The sequence below is a fragment of the Sphingobacterium sp. BIGb0165 genome (assembly GCF_024810095.1).
Classification (GTDB): Bacteria; Bacteroidota; Bacteroidia; order Sphingobacteriales; family Sphingobacteriaceae; genus Sphingobacterium; species Sphingobacterium detergens.
Genome location: NZ_JANUEB010000013.1, coordinates 108,699 through 123,996, shown reverse-complemented (window position 1 = coordinate 123,996; position 15,298 = coordinate 108,699). Strand labels below are relative to the sequence as shown.

17 protein-coding genes and 2 tRNA genes are annotated in these 15,298 nt (G+C 41.1%); 11 read left to right on the top strand and 8 right to left on the bottom strand.

The features are described from left to right. Positions 1 to 133 precede the first annotated feature (133 nt). Positions 134 to 940 carry an alpha/beta hydrolase gene (locus M2408_RS26030; RefSeq protein WP_259187506.1) on the bottom strand — a complete coding sequence of 269 codons (807 nt, stop codon included), beginning with the start codon at positions 938 to 940 and terminating at the stop codon, positions 134 to 136. Positions 941 to 1,171: 231 nt separating this feature from the next. Between M2408_RS26030 and M2408_RS26025 the strand changes: the two genes are divergently transcribed. From M2408_RS26025 to M2408_RS26015, 3 genes are all read left to right on the top strand, one after another. Further along, positions 1,172 to 1,597, top strand: coding sequence for an SRPBCC family protein (locus tag M2408_RS26025; protein ID WP_259187504.1), 426 nt, complete (start codon positions 1,172 to 1,174; stop codon positions 1,595 to 1,597). A 185-nt stretch (positions 1,598 to 1,782) separates the two neighbouring features. Continuing rightward, on the top strand, positions 1,783 to 2,241 hold the full coding sequence (locus M2408_RS26020; RefSeq protein WP_259187501.1) for a MaoC family dehydratase: 459 nt from the start codon (positions 1,783 to 1,785) through the stop codon (positions 2,239 to 2,241). Between the two features lie 48 nt (positions 2,242 to 2,289). Beyond that, complete coding sequence (locus M2408_RS26015) at positions 2,290 to 2,751, top strand: GNAT family N-acetyltransferase (protein WP_259187500.1); 462 nt, start codon at positions 2,290 to 2,292, stop codon at positions 2,749 to 2,751. 48 nt (positions 2,752 to 2,799) lie between these two features. Here M2408_RS26015 and M2408_RS26010 read toward each other — a convergent pair whose 3' ends face one another. Then, complete coding sequence (locus M2408_RS26010; protein ID WP_120259519.1) at positions 2,800 to 3,774, bottom strand: YeiH family protein; 975 nt, start codon at positions 3,772 to 3,774, stop codon at positions 2,800 to 2,802. A 350-nt stretch (positions 3,775 to 4,124) separates the two neighbouring features. Here M2408_RS26010 and M2408_RS26005 point away from each other — a divergent pair, with 350 nt between their 5' ends. Next, positions 4,125 to 4,484, top strand: a complete 360-nt coding sequence (locus M2408_RS26005; RefSeq protein ID WP_259187499.1) for a VOC family protein — start codon at positions 4,125 to 4,127, stop codon at positions 4,482 to 4,484. Between the two features lie 263 nt (positions 4,485 to 4,747). Here M2408_RS26005 and cysM read toward each other — a convergent pair whose 3' ends face one another. From cysM to M2408_RS25985, 4 genes are all read right to left on the bottom strand, one after another. Next, positions 4,748 to 5,620, bottom strand: coding sequence for a cysteine synthase CysM (cysM, locus tag M2408_RS26000; protein ID WP_259187498.1), 873 nt, complete (start codon positions 5,618 to 5,620; stop codon positions 4,748 to 4,750). A 7-nt stretch (positions 5,621 to 5,627) separates the two neighbouring features. Further along, positions 5,628 to 6,437 carry a serine O-acetyltransferase gene (locus tag M2408_RS25995; RefSeq protein WP_259187497.1) on the bottom strand — a complete coding sequence of 270 codons (810 nt, stop codon included), beginning with the start codon at positions 6,435 to 6,437 and terminating at the stop codon, positions 5,628 to 5,630. Between the two features lie 202 nt (positions 6,438 to 6,639). Then, on the bottom strand, positions 6,640 to 7,023 hold the full coding sequence (locus M2408_RS25990; RefSeq protein WP_120259515.1) for a DUF3037 domain-containing protein: 384 nt from the start codon (positions 7,021 to 7,023) through the stop codon (positions 6,640 to 6,642). Next, positions 7,001 to 7,798 carry a HipA family kinase gene (locus tag M2408_RS25985; protein WP_259187496.1) on the bottom strand — a complete coding sequence of 266 codons (798 nt, stop codon included), beginning with the start codon at positions 7,796 to 7,798 and terminating at the stop codon, positions 7,001 to 7,003. The genes M2408_RS25990 and M2408_RS25985 overlap by 23 nt, the downstream gene beginning before the upstream one ends. Before the next feature lie 230 nt (positions 7,799 to 8,028). On the opposite strand from M2408_RS25985, the gene M2408_RS25980 reads away from it, so the two are divergent. From M2408_RS25980 to M2408_RS25965, 4 genes are read left to right on the top strand one after another with little or no spacing between them, the layout of a single operon-like run. Continuing rightward, the gene (locus tag M2408_RS25980) at positions 8,029 to 8,571 is read left to right on the top strand and encodes a DUF1599 domain-containing protein (protein ID WP_259187495.1); all 543 of its coding nucleotides are present in this window, start codon (positions 8,029 to 8,031) and stop codon (positions 8,569 to 8,571) included. Between the two features lie 7 nt (positions 8,572 to 8,578). Continuing rightward, on the top strand, positions 8,579 to 9,763 hold the full coding sequence (locus tag M2408_RS25975; protein WP_259187493.1) for a BT_3928 family protein: 1,185 nt from the start codon (positions 8,579 to 8,581) through the stop codon (positions 9,761 to 9,763). 6 nt (positions 9,764 to 9,769) lie between these two features. After that, positions 9,770 to 10,285: a shikimate kinase gene (locus tag M2408_RS25970; RefSeq protein WP_259187491.1), complete on the top strand. Its 516-nt coding sequence runs from the start codon at positions 9,770 to 9,772 to the stop codon at positions 10,283 to 10,285. A 17-nt stretch (positions 10,286 to 10,302) separates the two neighbouring features. After that, positions 10,303 to 11,244, top strand: coding sequence for a glycerophosphodiester phosphodiesterase family protein (locus tag M2408_RS25965; protein ID WP_259187490.1), 942 nt, complete (start codon positions 10,303 to 10,305; stop codon positions 11,242 to 11,244). Between the two features lie 118 nt (positions 11,245 to 11,362). Here the strand turns inward: M2408_RS25965 and M2408_RS25960 are convergent, their stop codons facing one another. Then, positions 11,363 to 11,962, bottom strand: coding sequence for a DUF502 domain-containing protein (locus M2408_RS25960; protein WP_120259509.1), 600 nt, complete (start codon positions 11,960 to 11,962; stop codon positions 11,363 to 11,365). Positions 11,963 to 12,011: 49 nt separating this feature from the next. After that, the gene (locus M2408_RS25955; protein WP_259187489.1) at positions 12,012 to 14,453 is read right to left on the bottom strand and encodes a bifunctional UDP-N-acetylmuramoyl-tripeptide:D-alanyl-D-alanine ligase/alanine racemase; all 2,442 of its coding nucleotides are present in this window, start codon (positions 14,451 to 14,453) and stop codon (positions 12,012 to 12,014) included. A gap of 75 nt (positions 14,454 to 14,528) precedes the next feature. Here M2408_RS25955 and M2408_RS25950 point away from each other — a divergent pair, with 75 nt between their 5' ends. The 3 genes from M2408_RS25950 (at position 14,529) to M2408_RS25940 (ending at position 15,292) form a co-directional block, all read left to right on the top strand. Beyond that, a complete protein-coding gene (locus M2408_RS25950; protein WP_259187487.1) occupies positions 14,529 to 15,017 on the top strand; it encodes a regulatory protein RecX in 489 nt (162 codons plus the stop codon). A gap of 112 nt (positions 15,018 to 15,129) precedes the next feature. Next, positions 15,130 to 15,202, top strand: a tRNA-Gly gene (locus M2408_RS25945). 5 nt (positions 15,203 to 15,207) lie between these two features. Next, positions 15,208 to 15,292, top strand: a tRNA-Leu gene (locus tag M2408_RS25940). Positions 15,293 to 15,298 lie beyond the last annotated feature (6 nt).

The following is a 15,298-nucleotide window of genomic DNA, read 5'->3' as shown; positions in this document are numbered from 1 at the left end:
AATCAATCAATCAATCAATCAATCAATCAATCAATCAATCAATCAATCAATCAATCAATCAATCAATCAATCAATCAATCAATCAATCAATCAATGGCTTAGCACTATTGTGTTAACTTTGTAAGGCCTAGTTTTATTTTTCCAGCTCCTTGATCCAATTAAGTAGCAGCAAGCAACCCGGTGCATAGACGGCTCCATGATCAAAGCCCTGTAATTGGTATAAAGAGGTTTTTGCATGACCGACCTGCTTTAATATTGCTGTGAGATGCGCATTCTCTTCATATCGTGCGGGCAGCTCCAATCGCGCATCACCTGTGATCAATACAATAGGTGGCGCATCCTTTCGTGCAAAGGTTATAGGCGCATACTGATCAATCTGTGGGATGATCATAGATTGTCCACGTTCCTTTTTAATGGTATAATGCGTATTGGTCTGACCACTGATCGGTGCCAGGCCTTTTATCCGATTCGCATCGACTCCGTATTTGTGTAGATAGCTGCTATCCAGTCCCACCATTAACGCTAGATATCCTCCAGCAGAGTGTCCTGACACATAGATCTTTGCCGGATCACCACCATAGGAAGCAATATGGGCGAATGCCCAGGCAACAGCTTCTGCGGCATCTTCAATATAACCCGGTGCTTTCTCTTTAGGGCTCAACCTGTAATTGACAGCGACCACAGCCACACCCTTCTCTTTAAGCTCCAATGGAATAAATTTATTTCCTCCTTCCAGTCCGCCACCATGAAACCAGACAATCGTGGAAAAATCTTTTCGGTCAGTCGGAATATAGAGATCCAGCTTGCATCGTTCCTTTTTATACGCGTCGGTATCGGTATTTTTACAATAACTAATATCTGCTAGGGTACGATATTTCTGTGCGAAGATCCTGTTCGAAGTAATCAATAAAAAGAATACAATAAGGAATTTTGGAGACATAATAAATGGGTTTAAGGATTCACATTCATAAAGTTAACAAAAAGCCAACGGATCCCCTCCCTTTTAACGCAAAATTGTCTATTCCCAAGAACAACACATCAGGCTAATATCCTTAATGATCTTTTTTAGAAGCATATTAATGATTATCTTACAGGGGACATAACAAAAGATAAATTTTCCTGTTATTAATAGGGAAACTGTAAATACTTTAGAAAAAATCAGTAACATAATATGGAGCAGATAAAAATACAAGCGCATATTGATGTGCGTGTGGAGATCATCTGGAACGCCTATACCTCAGCAGAAGATATTATGCAATGGAATCAAGCTTCTGATGATTGGCATTGTACAGGTGCTATTAACGATTTACGCATCGGAGGAAAATTCAAAAATCGGATGGAAGCAAAAGACGGTTCCATGGGTTTTGACTTTATAGGGACCTATACGGCACTTGAACCTTTCAAAAAAATAGCCTATACGATGCCTGATGGCCGTCAGGTCACCATAAATTTCAACTCGAAAAAATCCACGACTGAGATTACCGTTATTTTTGATGCTGAATTCGAAAACCCTGTAGAAATGCAACGTCAGGGATGGCAAGCCATTTTGGACAATTTCAAAGCTTATGTAGAAAAGACATACGGCACCCCATCATAGGGGCACACACTTTAAAAAAGATAATTGCAGCATATTCAGCTGATGACAATCAGTTCAACTAGTAGACATATAATAACAGACATACTTGGATTGCTAACGACAATGGTTATCTTTAGCCAAAATTTGATATTCCTGTATGTAACCTACGGAGCAAATTCCAACGAAAAGCGATAAAGACATAACATATGACAATAATTAACAATTATGAAGAGTACAAAGCCTTTGAAGGAAAGTCATTAGGCGAATCTCAATGGCATACAATCGATCAAAAACAGATTAACCTGTTTGCCGATGCAACCTTAGACCACCAATGGATCCACCTCGATAGCGAAAAAGCAAAAACAGAGAGTCCATTTAAATCGACCATCGCACATGGTTATCTGACCCTATCCCTAATTCCTTATTTGTGGAAACAGATTGCAGAAGTAAGGAATGTCAAAATGGAGATCAATTATGGCATCGAAAACCTACGTTTTGCACAACCGGTCTTGGTCGATAACGAAGTACAATTACATACACATGTTAAATCGGTTGTCAATCTCAGGGGAGTGATCAAAGTAACCATTGAAGCAACTTTAAAAATTAAGGATAGTACCAAACCTGCTTATGTTGGGGATGTTATCTTTTTATACCACTTCAATTAAATCAATCCGAATAGGATTCATTTTAAAAACTTCAGATAGGCTATTTACATGTTAGCTGAATTCGAAATAAAACAGATCACAAATCATAAGGACTATCCTTATGATTTGTTGCTTCTGGCAGACGAGACTGTCACCGCAATCAATAAGTACCTTTTTGATTCCTCCGTCTTTGTTGTTCAGGAACTGCAACAGCCCATTGCCGTATTTTGCTTATACCCCATCGATAGTGAGACACTGGAGATCAAAAATGTTGCTGTCGCTGCTTCACATCAGAACAAAGGACTTGGGAGCAAAATAATACAATACATCCAGGAGACTTATTGTACACAATACCCCAACCTGATTGTTGGCACTGCCGATTGTGGTTTCGATCAGATCCGATTTTATGAACGTAATGGCTTTGTTCAATATGGTGTCCGTGCGAATTTCTTTATAGAGAATTACGAACAACCTATCTATGAAAACGGTCAATTGTTAAGAGATATGGTTTTATTGAAATATCAACCCTAACTCCCCTAGCAACAGCAGGTCCCTATTGCTATTTGATGCTGCCCTTTTCTATAGACAGAAATAAATATAAATTAACACAGGGATGGCAAGGCACAACCACAATACAAGCCCCTGTAGGATCGCTTTATAACCTACAGACAGTAACACATCTCTTGACAGGCTGGCTCCGATTAAAAAGAGCGTCAATGTTAGTCCGACTTTGGAAATATGAACCACATAAGTTCCTATCTCTTGAAAAAATGGAATATAACTATTCAAGATAATAGCCAATACAAATAATCCGATAAAATAAGGAATTTTAATCCGCGTCCCTTTGGTATTAAAAGCAAGCGCACTCAGCAAAGAAATCGGAATAATCCATAGTGCCCGCGTCAATTTAACCGTCGTTGCCACCTGAAGAGCTTCTGTTCCATACTTACTTGCCGCACCGACCACAGAACTCGTATCCTGTATTGCAACCGCACACCAAAGTCCAAATTGTGTCTGGGAGAGATCTAGGGCACGACCGATGACCGGGAATACAAACAAAGCAAGTGCATTCAAGACAAAGATAGTTCCCAAAGCGACACTGATCTGCTTTTCATTGGCTTTCACAGTGGGCGAAACCGCAGCAATAGCACTTCCGCCACAGATTGCCGTTCCTACGGTGATGAGATAGGCAGTTAGCTTTTCCAGTTTTAATAATTTACCCAATACATAGCCCAGGGACAATGTCCCGATAATAGAGATAACAGTCAGTAAAAATCCGTCTTTGCCTGTCTGAATAGCGGAGTCAATCTGCATACCGAAACCCAAACCAACAACAGAAAGTTGTAAAAGGATTTGCGTGGCTTTGTGATTAACAGCCAAAAAGGGATGTCCGATCCACTGGGCAACAATAATCCCCAGCAGTAGCGCCAGAGGAGCTGATACGACTGGTGTCAGACATAAGATAAGCAAGAGGATAAAGATGATTTCCCGGATAGTAATCTTTTTGTTGAGTATATGCTTGTATCGCATGGTGGGAGTCACTTTTTTGTACATGATTTTGTGTTTTGATCTGACACAAAATTGAATAACTTTTATTTATCAATAAAACTACAAATACTAATAAGTCATAACTAGACATTATACCTCATGAAAACATCGCAAAAGAGTTCAACCTGTAAATGTGGATTGCACAGCCATCAGAATCAAATGCGGCATCGATATTTGTTTGAAGAATATGAGAATCAAATACGATCAATAAAGATAAATCCATGGGTTCAATGAGATCACACTTATAACAGTCCATATTTCGGTATTGGCATTCCACTTGGAAAATAATAAGTATACGTGTAAGATCCAAGATAAATCACTATATTTCAATAAGATTCAAATAAAATAAATAAACGATGAGACTAACTGCGATACACCCCAAATTACCGATGCGCGACAAAGCTGTCACAAGTGATTTTTACTTCGGTCAGCTGGGCTTCATACCTTGTGGCACCGAAGATTATGAAGGATATCTGATGATTAAAAAAGATCAGATCGAGATTCATTTTTTTGAATTTAGGGAACTGCCGCCCGAAGAAAATTATGGCATGATCTATATCCGCACCGATGATATTGATGAACTTTATCAATCTTTTTTAGCACGCAACATTGCCATCCATCCGAATGGCAAACTGGAGACAAAACCTTGGGGCCAGCGCGAATTTTCCATATTAGATCCGGATAGTAATTTGCTAACGTTCGGACAGGGTAAATAGCACTAATCGTTTGGCTACAGGAGCAGACGTTTGGCAATGAGGCAGCTGCTATAGCGGGGACATGCGATTTGAGCAGATAGCACTTTATTGAAGATATATTGTCCAATGAAAACTGATACGACAAATAAAGCGGGAATATCCGTTGAGACGATTAGACTCGCTAAGAAAGACCCAAAAAAAACCTGTCTTTATTATGCTTGGTTTTAACATAATAAAGACAGGCTAAATAATTTATAGGACAAGTCTGTTAAACCAGACCAGGACTAGCCAAATAGGTCTGAGCTCAAATAACGGTCGCCCCTATCACATGCGATAAAAACAATGATCCCTTCCTCAATTTCGCTGGTAATTTTCAATGCGCCAGCAAATGCCCCTCCTGTACTCATACCCGCAAATACCCCTTCGCGTTTCACCAATTCACGCGCCAGTTCGGTCGCTTCCTGTTGTGAAATATCAATCACACGATCCACACGGCTTGGATCAAATATTTTTGGCAGATAGGCCTCTGGCCAGCGTCTGATTCCAGGTATAGATGACTCGGGTGTAGGTTGACAACCGACGATCTGTATCTCCGGATTTTTCTCTTTAAGAAAAATGGAATTCCCCATAATCGTTCCCGTCGTCCCCATTGCACTCACAAAATGGGTGATTTTTCCATCTGTATCGCGCCAAATTTCTGGCCCGGTTGTTTTGATATGGGCTTTATAGTTATCCGGATTGGCAAATTGGTTTAAGATATAATAGCCTTCCTTCAACGCTTTTTCCTCCGCATAGTCACGGCATATTTCCATAGATTCTAAGAGCTTAACCTTGGCGCCATAAGCCTGCATCGTCAACGTCCGTTCGCGGGTAGACGATGCAGGCATAACCAGTTCCAAACTTAAACCATATATTCCGGCAATCATGGCTAGGGCGATCCCTGTATTGCCACTTGTTGCCTCAATCAGTTTGCTTTCTTTCGAAATTTCACCACGCTCCATTGCTGAACGTATCATATTTAATGCCGCGCGATCTTTGACTGAGCCGGCCGGATTATTCCCCTCCATCTTTGCAAAGATCCGTACCTTGGGATTCGCATGAAATTGGGTGATCTCCACCAAGGGTGTATTTCCGATGGTATCTATAATATTTCCCATAATGTATCTATATGATTGGTTTTGAATCTATAAATTTCGCCGTTGCCTGATGGTATACTGTAGTATAAGGTTCGACCGAGCTCGTCAACCAAACATTCCCACCGATAACTGAATGATGACCTATACGTGTCTCACCGCCCAAAATAGTCGCCCCGGAATAGATGATAACATGGTCCTCGATCGTCGGATGGCGTTTGACATTCGAAAAGACCTTGTCCACACTCAATGCGCCCAACGTAACACCTTGGTATAGTTTAACGTAATTACCTATCATACAAGTCTCTCCGATTACTAATCCAGTACCATGATCTATGTGAAGGTGATGACCAATGGTCGCACCGGGATGAATATCAATACCTGTCTTGGAATGTGCATGTTCGGTCAATATCCTTGGGATCAGGGGCACACCTAGACGGTGGAGTTCATTTGCCATTCTGAAAATACAGATGGCAAAAAAACCAGGATAGGTGCGTACAACCTCACGCTTATTTTGCGCAGCCGGATCTCCATCCATCAATGCATCAGCATCCCAGCACATCAGCTCGTACAACGCCGGAATCCGTTCAAAAAACTGATGGGCCACTTGTGCATGATTGCAATGACCACAGGCTTTTGACTTGCTCAGAAGCTGTTCCAACTCCAGTTCAAATTGCTCAAAGGCAAGTTTTACATCTTCTACCGATTTCATTTCGCCAGAATTTCGCTCCGGAAAAAGCACATCCAAAATTTTGGTTGCCCAGCCACAGATCTTCTTATTGGAAGGCATTTCTAAAACAGCTAATTGCTGCTCATAGATATGTTGATAAAAATCATGCATCTTCAAAAGTAAATATTAAAACAAATATACTATACAATATTGATAGATTAAGCCTTATTAGCAATAAGGCTACGATTAAATCATTTTTTTCTTTCTATTTGAGTCCCAAACCCACTCCAAATTTATTACCTAGGGCATCGTTGCAACCAGCATTTCTTCCTCTTTTTGGCACAAGCTCCATTTGGTAGCTTGACAATGTCTATTAAAGCACCAGGCGCTCAAACAAATTTTGCAGTGTTGCTTCGGGATCTTCACAGAGTCCGGGATGTGAAGCCGAACACTGGATAACCGTGCTCCGTTTGGCGGTAAGCCAACGAAAACGCTCCGTGATATCCAGCGCGGCTAGTTTTCCGGCATCTTTATCGCCATTACAGATCCGTTGAAAGGAAGACAAATGGTTTTCGATTAGTTCCAATTCAATTTTAGGGCAGAGCGCACGCACCTTCTGCTCGTCGATGGCATAGACCATCTTGGCAAAGCGATATTTGCGACAGTAGAGCGCAATACCAACATTGATAAATTCCTCACGCTCTACACGTGGTACCAGTCGCACCACAGCATATTCATATAAGGTTCTCTCTGGCATCTTCTATCTGTTTTACAAAAATTGACGAACTCGCCACACGTTGTTTCAGGAATAAAACGTACACCTCTCTCGCATCCGCTGCTGACAATTCACGTTCGGAATCCTCCAACCATTCGTCCGGTACAACAGCCAATATCTTACGAAAAACATCCTCCGTAAAAAGAGGACTGAATTCAGCATTTATTTTTTCAACAATGGTCGCGTTTTTTAACAACACATGATCTTTAATCTGCACAAAAGGTTTGGCAGATTGTTCTTCCCAATTGTCCCAGCTGTGATGGAAGTACAAGGATGCACCATGGTCGATCAACCACAGTTCTTTGTGCCAGATCAACATATTGGTATTCCGGACTGTGCGGTCAACATTCATCAACAAGGCATCTAGCCACACAATTTTTGAGGCCTCTTCCGCTCCGATCACATCCACATTGGCATCAAAAGTAATTGCCCCGCTCAAAAAATGGAGCCCAAGGTTTTTCCCCACGCTGAATTTGAGTAGATCCTGTATTTCTTCATCCGGTTCGGAGCGCCCAAAAGATTCATCCAGATGGGCAAAGACGATTTCAGGTACTCTTAATTTTAACAGCCTGGCCAGCTCACCACCGATCAGTTCCGCTATCAGTGCCTTTCGTCCCTGTCCTGCTCCTCTAAATTTGATGACATAACTAAAGCCATCATCAGCATCGACCAGCGCCGGCAAAGATCCTCCTTCCCGAAATGGCTGAACATATCGGGTAATCTCTACCTCGCGAATAATAGGTTGTTGAAAATTCATGAATTTCTATTTTCTTTCTATTCAAAGTTGGCAACCAACTCTGCGCATAATATCAAACTAAGATAAAGTTAGTTTTAAAACCGTTAATGGTCGAAATATCTCAAATATTTATTTAAATTTTAGCAAAATAGCGCAAATTGTACATTCATTTGACCATCAGAAGTACTATTTTCTAATTATATTTGTCCTATAATCTCGACTTGTTTAATCAAGTTCTTTTCAAAAGCGATATGGATACTATTCAGGAATATAACAGTGTTATCAAGCACTGTCAAGATTTATTTATAAAAAAAACAAAAGATTATGGCACGGCCTGGCGGATCATGCGTCTGTCTTCCATTACCGACCAAATTTATATCAAAGCACAACGCATACGTACGCTCGAGGTCAAAAAAGTATCCAAGGTTGGAGAGGGTGTCGTGGACGAATACATCGGTATTATCAATTATTGCATTATGGCTATGATCCAGATTGATCTGGGTGAAGATGGCGAGGAAAACCTTGACCCCACCTTTGTCAATCAAAAATACACCGAAAAAGTAACGGAAACCAGAGACCTCATGCTGGCCAAAAATCACGATTACGGTGAGGCTTGGCGTGATATGCGTGTTTCTTCCATGACAGATCTGATCCTAATGAAAATTCATCGGGTCAAACAGATCGAGGACAATGATGGCCAGACTATCGTTTCCGAAGGTATTCACGCCAATTACCAGGATATGCTCAACTACGCAGTTTTTGCGTTAATTAAATTAGGACTAGCACAACAATAATCGGATAATGACAGCAGCACAACAGACAACAAAGACAAATTACCTTTTAGGATTTTGCCGCATTTTCACTGGACTTCTCTTTATTTTTTCTGGATTTATCAAAGCTAATGACCCGACAGGTTTCGGTTATAAACTGCAGGAATATTTTGAGGTGTTCCACCTGACAGCCTTCAATGAATACGCAACGGCCATTGCTGTGGTGATCTGTGGTTTTGAAATTCTTTTAGGTGCTCTATTGTTGTTTGGTGTCTATGCCAATTTGGTGGCTTGGGGATTACTGTTATTGATCCTGTTTTTCACCTTTCTGACCTTTTATTCCGCATTTTTCGAAGTTGTCACCTCCTGTGGATGTTTTGGTGATGCCATTCCATTGACTCCTTGGCAATCCTTTTCCAAAGATCTGGTACTATTGGCCCTGATCCTGATCATCTTTTTTTACCGCAAACAGATCCGATCTATTATCAAAGGCTCCGGCAATCAATTTGTTGTCACATTGATTACAGCCGTTGTTTCCTTGGGTATCGGCGTATATACGGTCAACTATCTTCCTTTTATAGATTTCTTACCCTATAAAATTGGCAATAATCTCCCTTCACTAATGGTTCTTCCAGAGGGAAAAGAAGGGGATGTCTTTGAGCAGCTCTATACCATGAAAAACAAAAAGACAGGCGAGACCAAGAAAGTCAATGACAAAGTCTATATGGCGGATAAGCTCTGGGAGGACGAGTCTTGGGAGATCATTGGCGAGCCGGAAAGCAGGCTTATCAAAAAAGGATATGATATTCCTATCCCCGACCTATTGATCACGGACGCAGATGGCGCTGATCATACGCAGGACATCATTGCCAACCCCTATTATAATGTTATCATCGTCGCCAAGGATCTTTCGTCTACCAATATAGATGCGCTCCAGAAAATCAATCAGACGGTGACACAGATGACCAAAGATTACAATGGTCTTCGGGTTGTCTTACTGACTGCCTCAGCATCCAAAGATGCACAATACCTAAGTGACAAGATGCAGCTGATTGCTGAAATATACTATGCGGATTTAATTCCGTTGAAAAGTATGGTCAGAGCCAATCCGGGGGTGATCTTGTTAAAAGGTGGAAATGTAATGGGCAAATGGCATTACAATAATTTCCCGGATGCAAAGACGATTGAAGACAATTTTTTAAGTAAAGACAAATAGAATAATATGCCTAAACCTATTTTTTTGATTGGCTATATGGGCAGTGGAAAGACCACACTGGGGAAAAAGCTGGCCAACAAATTAGATTTACCTTTTATCGACACCGACGAAGAGATCGTAAAGCAGATTGGCATGAGCATTACCGAATATTTCGGTGCACATGGTGAGGCAGCCTTTCGAGAACTTGAGCGTGAACAGATCCGCAAATTTGCGGACAACTATGCCGTCATATCTACCGGTGGTGGTGCCCCATGTTTTTTTGACAACATGGATTGGATCAAAGCCAATGGTTATGCGGTATATCTGCAAATGAGCCCCAAAGCCTTATTTGATCGTCTGTCACAATCGAAATTACACAAAAGACCTATTCTGATCGGCAAATCACCGGAAGAATTACGGGCCTTTATCGAAGAGAAATTAACCGAACGCGAGCCCTACTACAGCCAAGCCCATCTAACAATAGACCAGCTCAATACAACAGTAGAGGTTTTAGTTACCCTGATCAATCAGCATAATACTTAATCGTACAATAGCTAATAATGAGCATACGCCCACACTTCTTTTTTTTATTCTTAAGCTGTGTACTACTTCTCAGCAGCTGTTTTCGCCACAGTGGCGACACCGAAGGCTTACCTGTGGGCAAGCGTATTCAGCTGACTACCGTAGAAGATCTCTATCAATTTCTGACTTACGATGATAATCGTTATCCCCTGGTCAGCCTGCATCGTGGTGGTCCTACTTCCGGCTATCCAGAAAATGCATTAGAGACCTTCGCTTACAATGCGGGGCTGCAACCCGTTATTGTGGAATGCGATGTTAGGTTGAGCAAAGATTCGGCGCTGATACTTATGCATGACAATACGCTCAATCGCACCACGACAGGTCGAGGATCCGTCAGTGAACGCACATTGGCCGAACTCAAAAAACTACGTTTGCTAGACAACAACAAGAAAATAACTCCTTACAAGATCCCTACACTTGACGAAGCACTTGCTTGGGGAAAAGGAAAGGTTATTTTTACACTGGACATAAAAAATGATGTGCCCTACGAATCGGTGATCAATGTCATCCGTCAGCAACGTGCCGAATCCAGTGTTGTTATCATCACTTATAGCGCTGGTCAGGCCGGCAAAGTGCATAACCTAGCTGGGGATCTAATGATATCCGCTTCTGTGAAGAATCTCGATGACCTCGCCCGCCTCAACGAAAAAGATATCCCTGACAATAAGCTGCTAGCCTTCGTGGGAACACGGGAAGCTGACCCTGAACTGACCAAAGTATTGCATGATCATGGGATTATGTGCATTCTGGGTACCCAAGGTAACCTCGACAGACAAGCCGCCAAGAAAGGATTTCAGTTGTATGCTAGCTTTATTGAACGTGGTGCAGATATCTTGAGTACAAATCAGCCAAAGGAAGCTGGACGGGCCCTAAATTTTTATGTCAAAAAAAGAGGGATATCTTCGAAATTTGTACAATAAACGACCCCGACCTCTTTGCTTCTATTTTCAATTGTAGAAGCATCGCCCTCCACAAATCCTATCGCTGTTTGCCTTCTGTATAGATTCTTTTTTCGTTACGCTCTACTCCGTTAATGTTCTAATGCGCTATCCCACTGACACCACCGGAAACCACAAGTTTCATTGCATCGGTAGGTGACATATCCAGCTTTTTAACTTTATCCGCACTGATAATAACAACCTGACCGGCAAAGGAATAGGAATAGGGAAAATAAACCATTACCTCATTTTCTAAACCAATACTTTTCAGATCATGCTGTGTCAGGAACCCGATCTTTTTTAGTCCGAACTCGTTTACAGTCACCAGCACGGGTTCATTGAATTTTTTCGCATCACCCACAAATGCTTCAGTGAAATCCTTTATCGAAGTGTACAAGGTATTCAAAAGTGGTATTCTTTTGATCTGATGATTGATCCACACTTTAATCGGATCAGTCACAAAATTCGTAAATATCACTCCCGCAAGAACAAGGATAAGAATGACTGTCAAGATTCCGATTCCGGGAATATATAGCGGATGCCCTTTTTCATCCTGAAAAAAATGTTCAGTCAGATTAAGCGCAGAGTCTATCGATGCAAAAATCCATACGATCAGAAAGACAGCACCAGCCAAAGGTACAACAACGAGAATACCTCGAATTAGATAATTAATAAATCCCCTGAATAATTTGCCCAGCATGAGTTAGAAAATCAAAATATATTTATACAAAAATGCAGAATATCCTTTATTATTCATAAAAATATACTCTTTTTACCCGTTGCGAGATACTCGTCAACAATTCGTAAGGAATAGTTCCGATAGATTTCGCAGCAAGCTTAATATCGGGGTAAACGATTACCTCGTCTTCCTCGGCAACTTCGATATCCGTAACGTCAAGCATACACATGTCCATGCAAATATCTCCGATCGTCGGTACAAGACAGCCATTGACCATCATCTTTCCTACACCATTACCAAAACGTCTGTCATACCCATCGGCATAACCAATTTTTATGGTTGCTGTTTTGCTATCCCGGTGCAATACCCCATGCCGATTATAACCTACAGTCTCTCCAGCAGCCAAATGTTTTATTTGCGTCACATTGGTCTTCAAACTACTGACTTCTCTAAGCGGAAGATCATGTCGTTCAACATCGATCCCATACAGTCCAATTCCCAACCGAACCATATCAAAATAAGCCTGCGGCCATAGTTCGATGCCCGAAGTCGCTGCAATATGTTTTAAGAATGAATATCCGAGACCTTCTTCAAGGCGCTTTGTAAATTGATCCAAGAGGTCAATCTGTTGTTGGGTGAAAGCATTATCCTCCTTATTTCCAGCGGAGGCCAAATGGGAAAATGCCGACTTTACCTGAAGTATCGAACCTTCCTTTAGCTCCGTACTGAGTCTATCGACCTCATCAGGCATGAAACCAAGACGATGCATTCCTGTATCCACTTTGATATGAACCGGAAAGGACGCAATCCCCTTCCCTTTTAAGTAGTTCAAGAAAGAAGACAAAATTCGAAAGCTATAAATCTCAGGTTCAAGATTATGCTGAACAATAGATTCAAACGTATTTTCATCTGGACTCATCACAACAATTGGCAATGTGATGCCTGCTCCCCTCAGATCAACCCCTTCGTCGGCAAATGCAACAGTCAGGTAATCCACCCTATTGAACTGTAAAAGGTTTGCAATCTCAAAGCTTCCACTCCCATAAGAAAATGCTTTGACCATCGACATCAATTTTACATGTTTTGGCAACAGTTGACGATAGACATTCAAGTTATTCTCCATGGCGTTCAGGTTGATCTCAAGCACGGTATCATGTGATTTCGCCACTAACAACCGGCTGATTCGTTCAAAGTGAAATTCTCGTCCCCCTTTCAATAAAATAGTAGAATCCTCCAATTGAATAGCCCTGATATCTTCCAAAAATGCTGTTGTACTAGGATAAGACACTGATGGAACAGCAAATTGATCAGCTACCTGTGTCAAGATCTCCCCAATCAAGATCAGTTTATCTAGCCGGTATTCTGAAAGTAAGCGTTTCAATTTTGACAAACTTTTCTCATCCGTTATATTTACGCCCGGTATATCGGAAAGGATCAATATTTTTCGGGGATGCTGCCCCTGCTGATTTAAAAACTCGAGCGCGATCTGCAAGGCATCCAGATCATTACTATAGGAATCATCAATAATCGAGCTATTCTTTTTCCCTTTTTTTAGCTCTAGTCGCATCGCAACTGGCTGCAGCTCCTTAATTCTCGATGCAATTACCTCTTTTTCATAACCAAAACGCAACATAACGGCAACGCAGTTGATCGCGTTTTCCACATTTCCCTTATCGACAAAAGGTACCTCGATGGCAAATGTCCGTCCGCCATAGAAAAGTGTGGCTACCGTGAACTTATCATCCACCTGCTTGAGAGAATAAACCTCCAATGAAAGCCCTTCATCAAATCCCCAGGAAAACTTTCGAGGTCGATAGGGCAGTTGAATATCCTCTACATAACGGCTGGGAAAGATCATGGTTTCAACATCCTTGAACAGGTTTATTTTTTCGTAGATCTTTTCGTTCTTTGACTCAAAACCAGCTTTATGGGCCACGCCTATATTTGTTAGTAGGCCGATTGTTGGTTTGATCATATTTTCCAACTTCACCATTTCTCCCTTCTCAGAAATTCCAGCTTCGATAATCGCCAGGTTATACTGGTCCGATAAGCCCCATAGCGAAAGAGCAACACCCAATTGTGAATTGTAGCTTTTAGGACTACGGTAGATCTTATATTCAGGAGACATGAGCTGATATAACCATTCCTTGACTATTGTCTTCCCATTGCTGCCAGTGATGCCGATAACCGGAAAACTAAACTTTTGCCTATGAAAAGCCGCCAATACTTGCATAGCTTCGAGGCTATCCGAAACCCATATCAGATTTGCATCCGGAAATAACAGTTCCTGTTCCTCATCTATCTGCAGAACAAAGTTTCTCACGCCCTTATCATAGGCCTCTTTGATATAATGATGGCCATCCCTACTCTTCTGAAGTGCAAAAAACACACCGTTATCAGCCTGAACAATCTTCCGACTATCATAAAATAAATGCTGAACTAAAGAATTGGGATCCGTGATAAATGTGCGATTAGGGTGTAAAATCTGGACGATTTCCGATATTTTATACATTCTCCTGATATTTTGATTGGATCAAAACTGAACATTTTTTTAGTTATTTCATATTATTTTTGAAATTTTGACAATATGTTCGAAGAAGATAAAAGAAACAAAAAGATACTAACAGCACGTCAGGCTCAATTAAAGGCTGAAAATTATTGTGCTTACCAGGAAAGGTCCCAACAAGAAGTGCGGGACAAACTTTACGGCTGGGGGCTGCATGAGGAGGATGTCGAAAATATTATAGCAAATTTAATCACAGAAAACTTTTTAAATGAAGAGCGCTTCGCGATAGCCTATTGTAATGGGAAGCTTCGCATGAAAGGATGGGGCAAAATCAAAATCAAACAGGCTCTAAAGGGAAAGCGGGTTTCTGAGCAATTGATAAAAATTGCATTCAAGCAGATTGACCTAGACGAATACGAAACTATATTGGAAAATATTATTGACAAAAAAATTCGGGAAATAAACAGTAAAGATTCTTTCATCGTTAGGAACAAAGTCTATCAATTTGCGTTGTCTAGGGGATTTGAAAGCGATTTAATTTTTTCTATACTGAATTCAAAGGAGTTATAAAAAACAATAAAATAAAGTAAACAAATATTTTGCAATATTAAATTTTCGCTCTATATTTGCATCACCAAAAAGGAACACGAGGTTCTTTTTAAAATTGAAATAAAAATTCCATGCGAAAATAGCTCAGCTGGTAGAGCACAACCTTGCCAAGGTTGGGGTCGCGAGTTCGAATCTCGTTTTTCGCTCACCTGCCTAGGTGGTGGAACTGGTAGACACGCAGGACTTAAAATCCTGTTCCCGTTAAGGGAGTGCGGGTTCGATTCCCGCCCTAGGTACAAGAA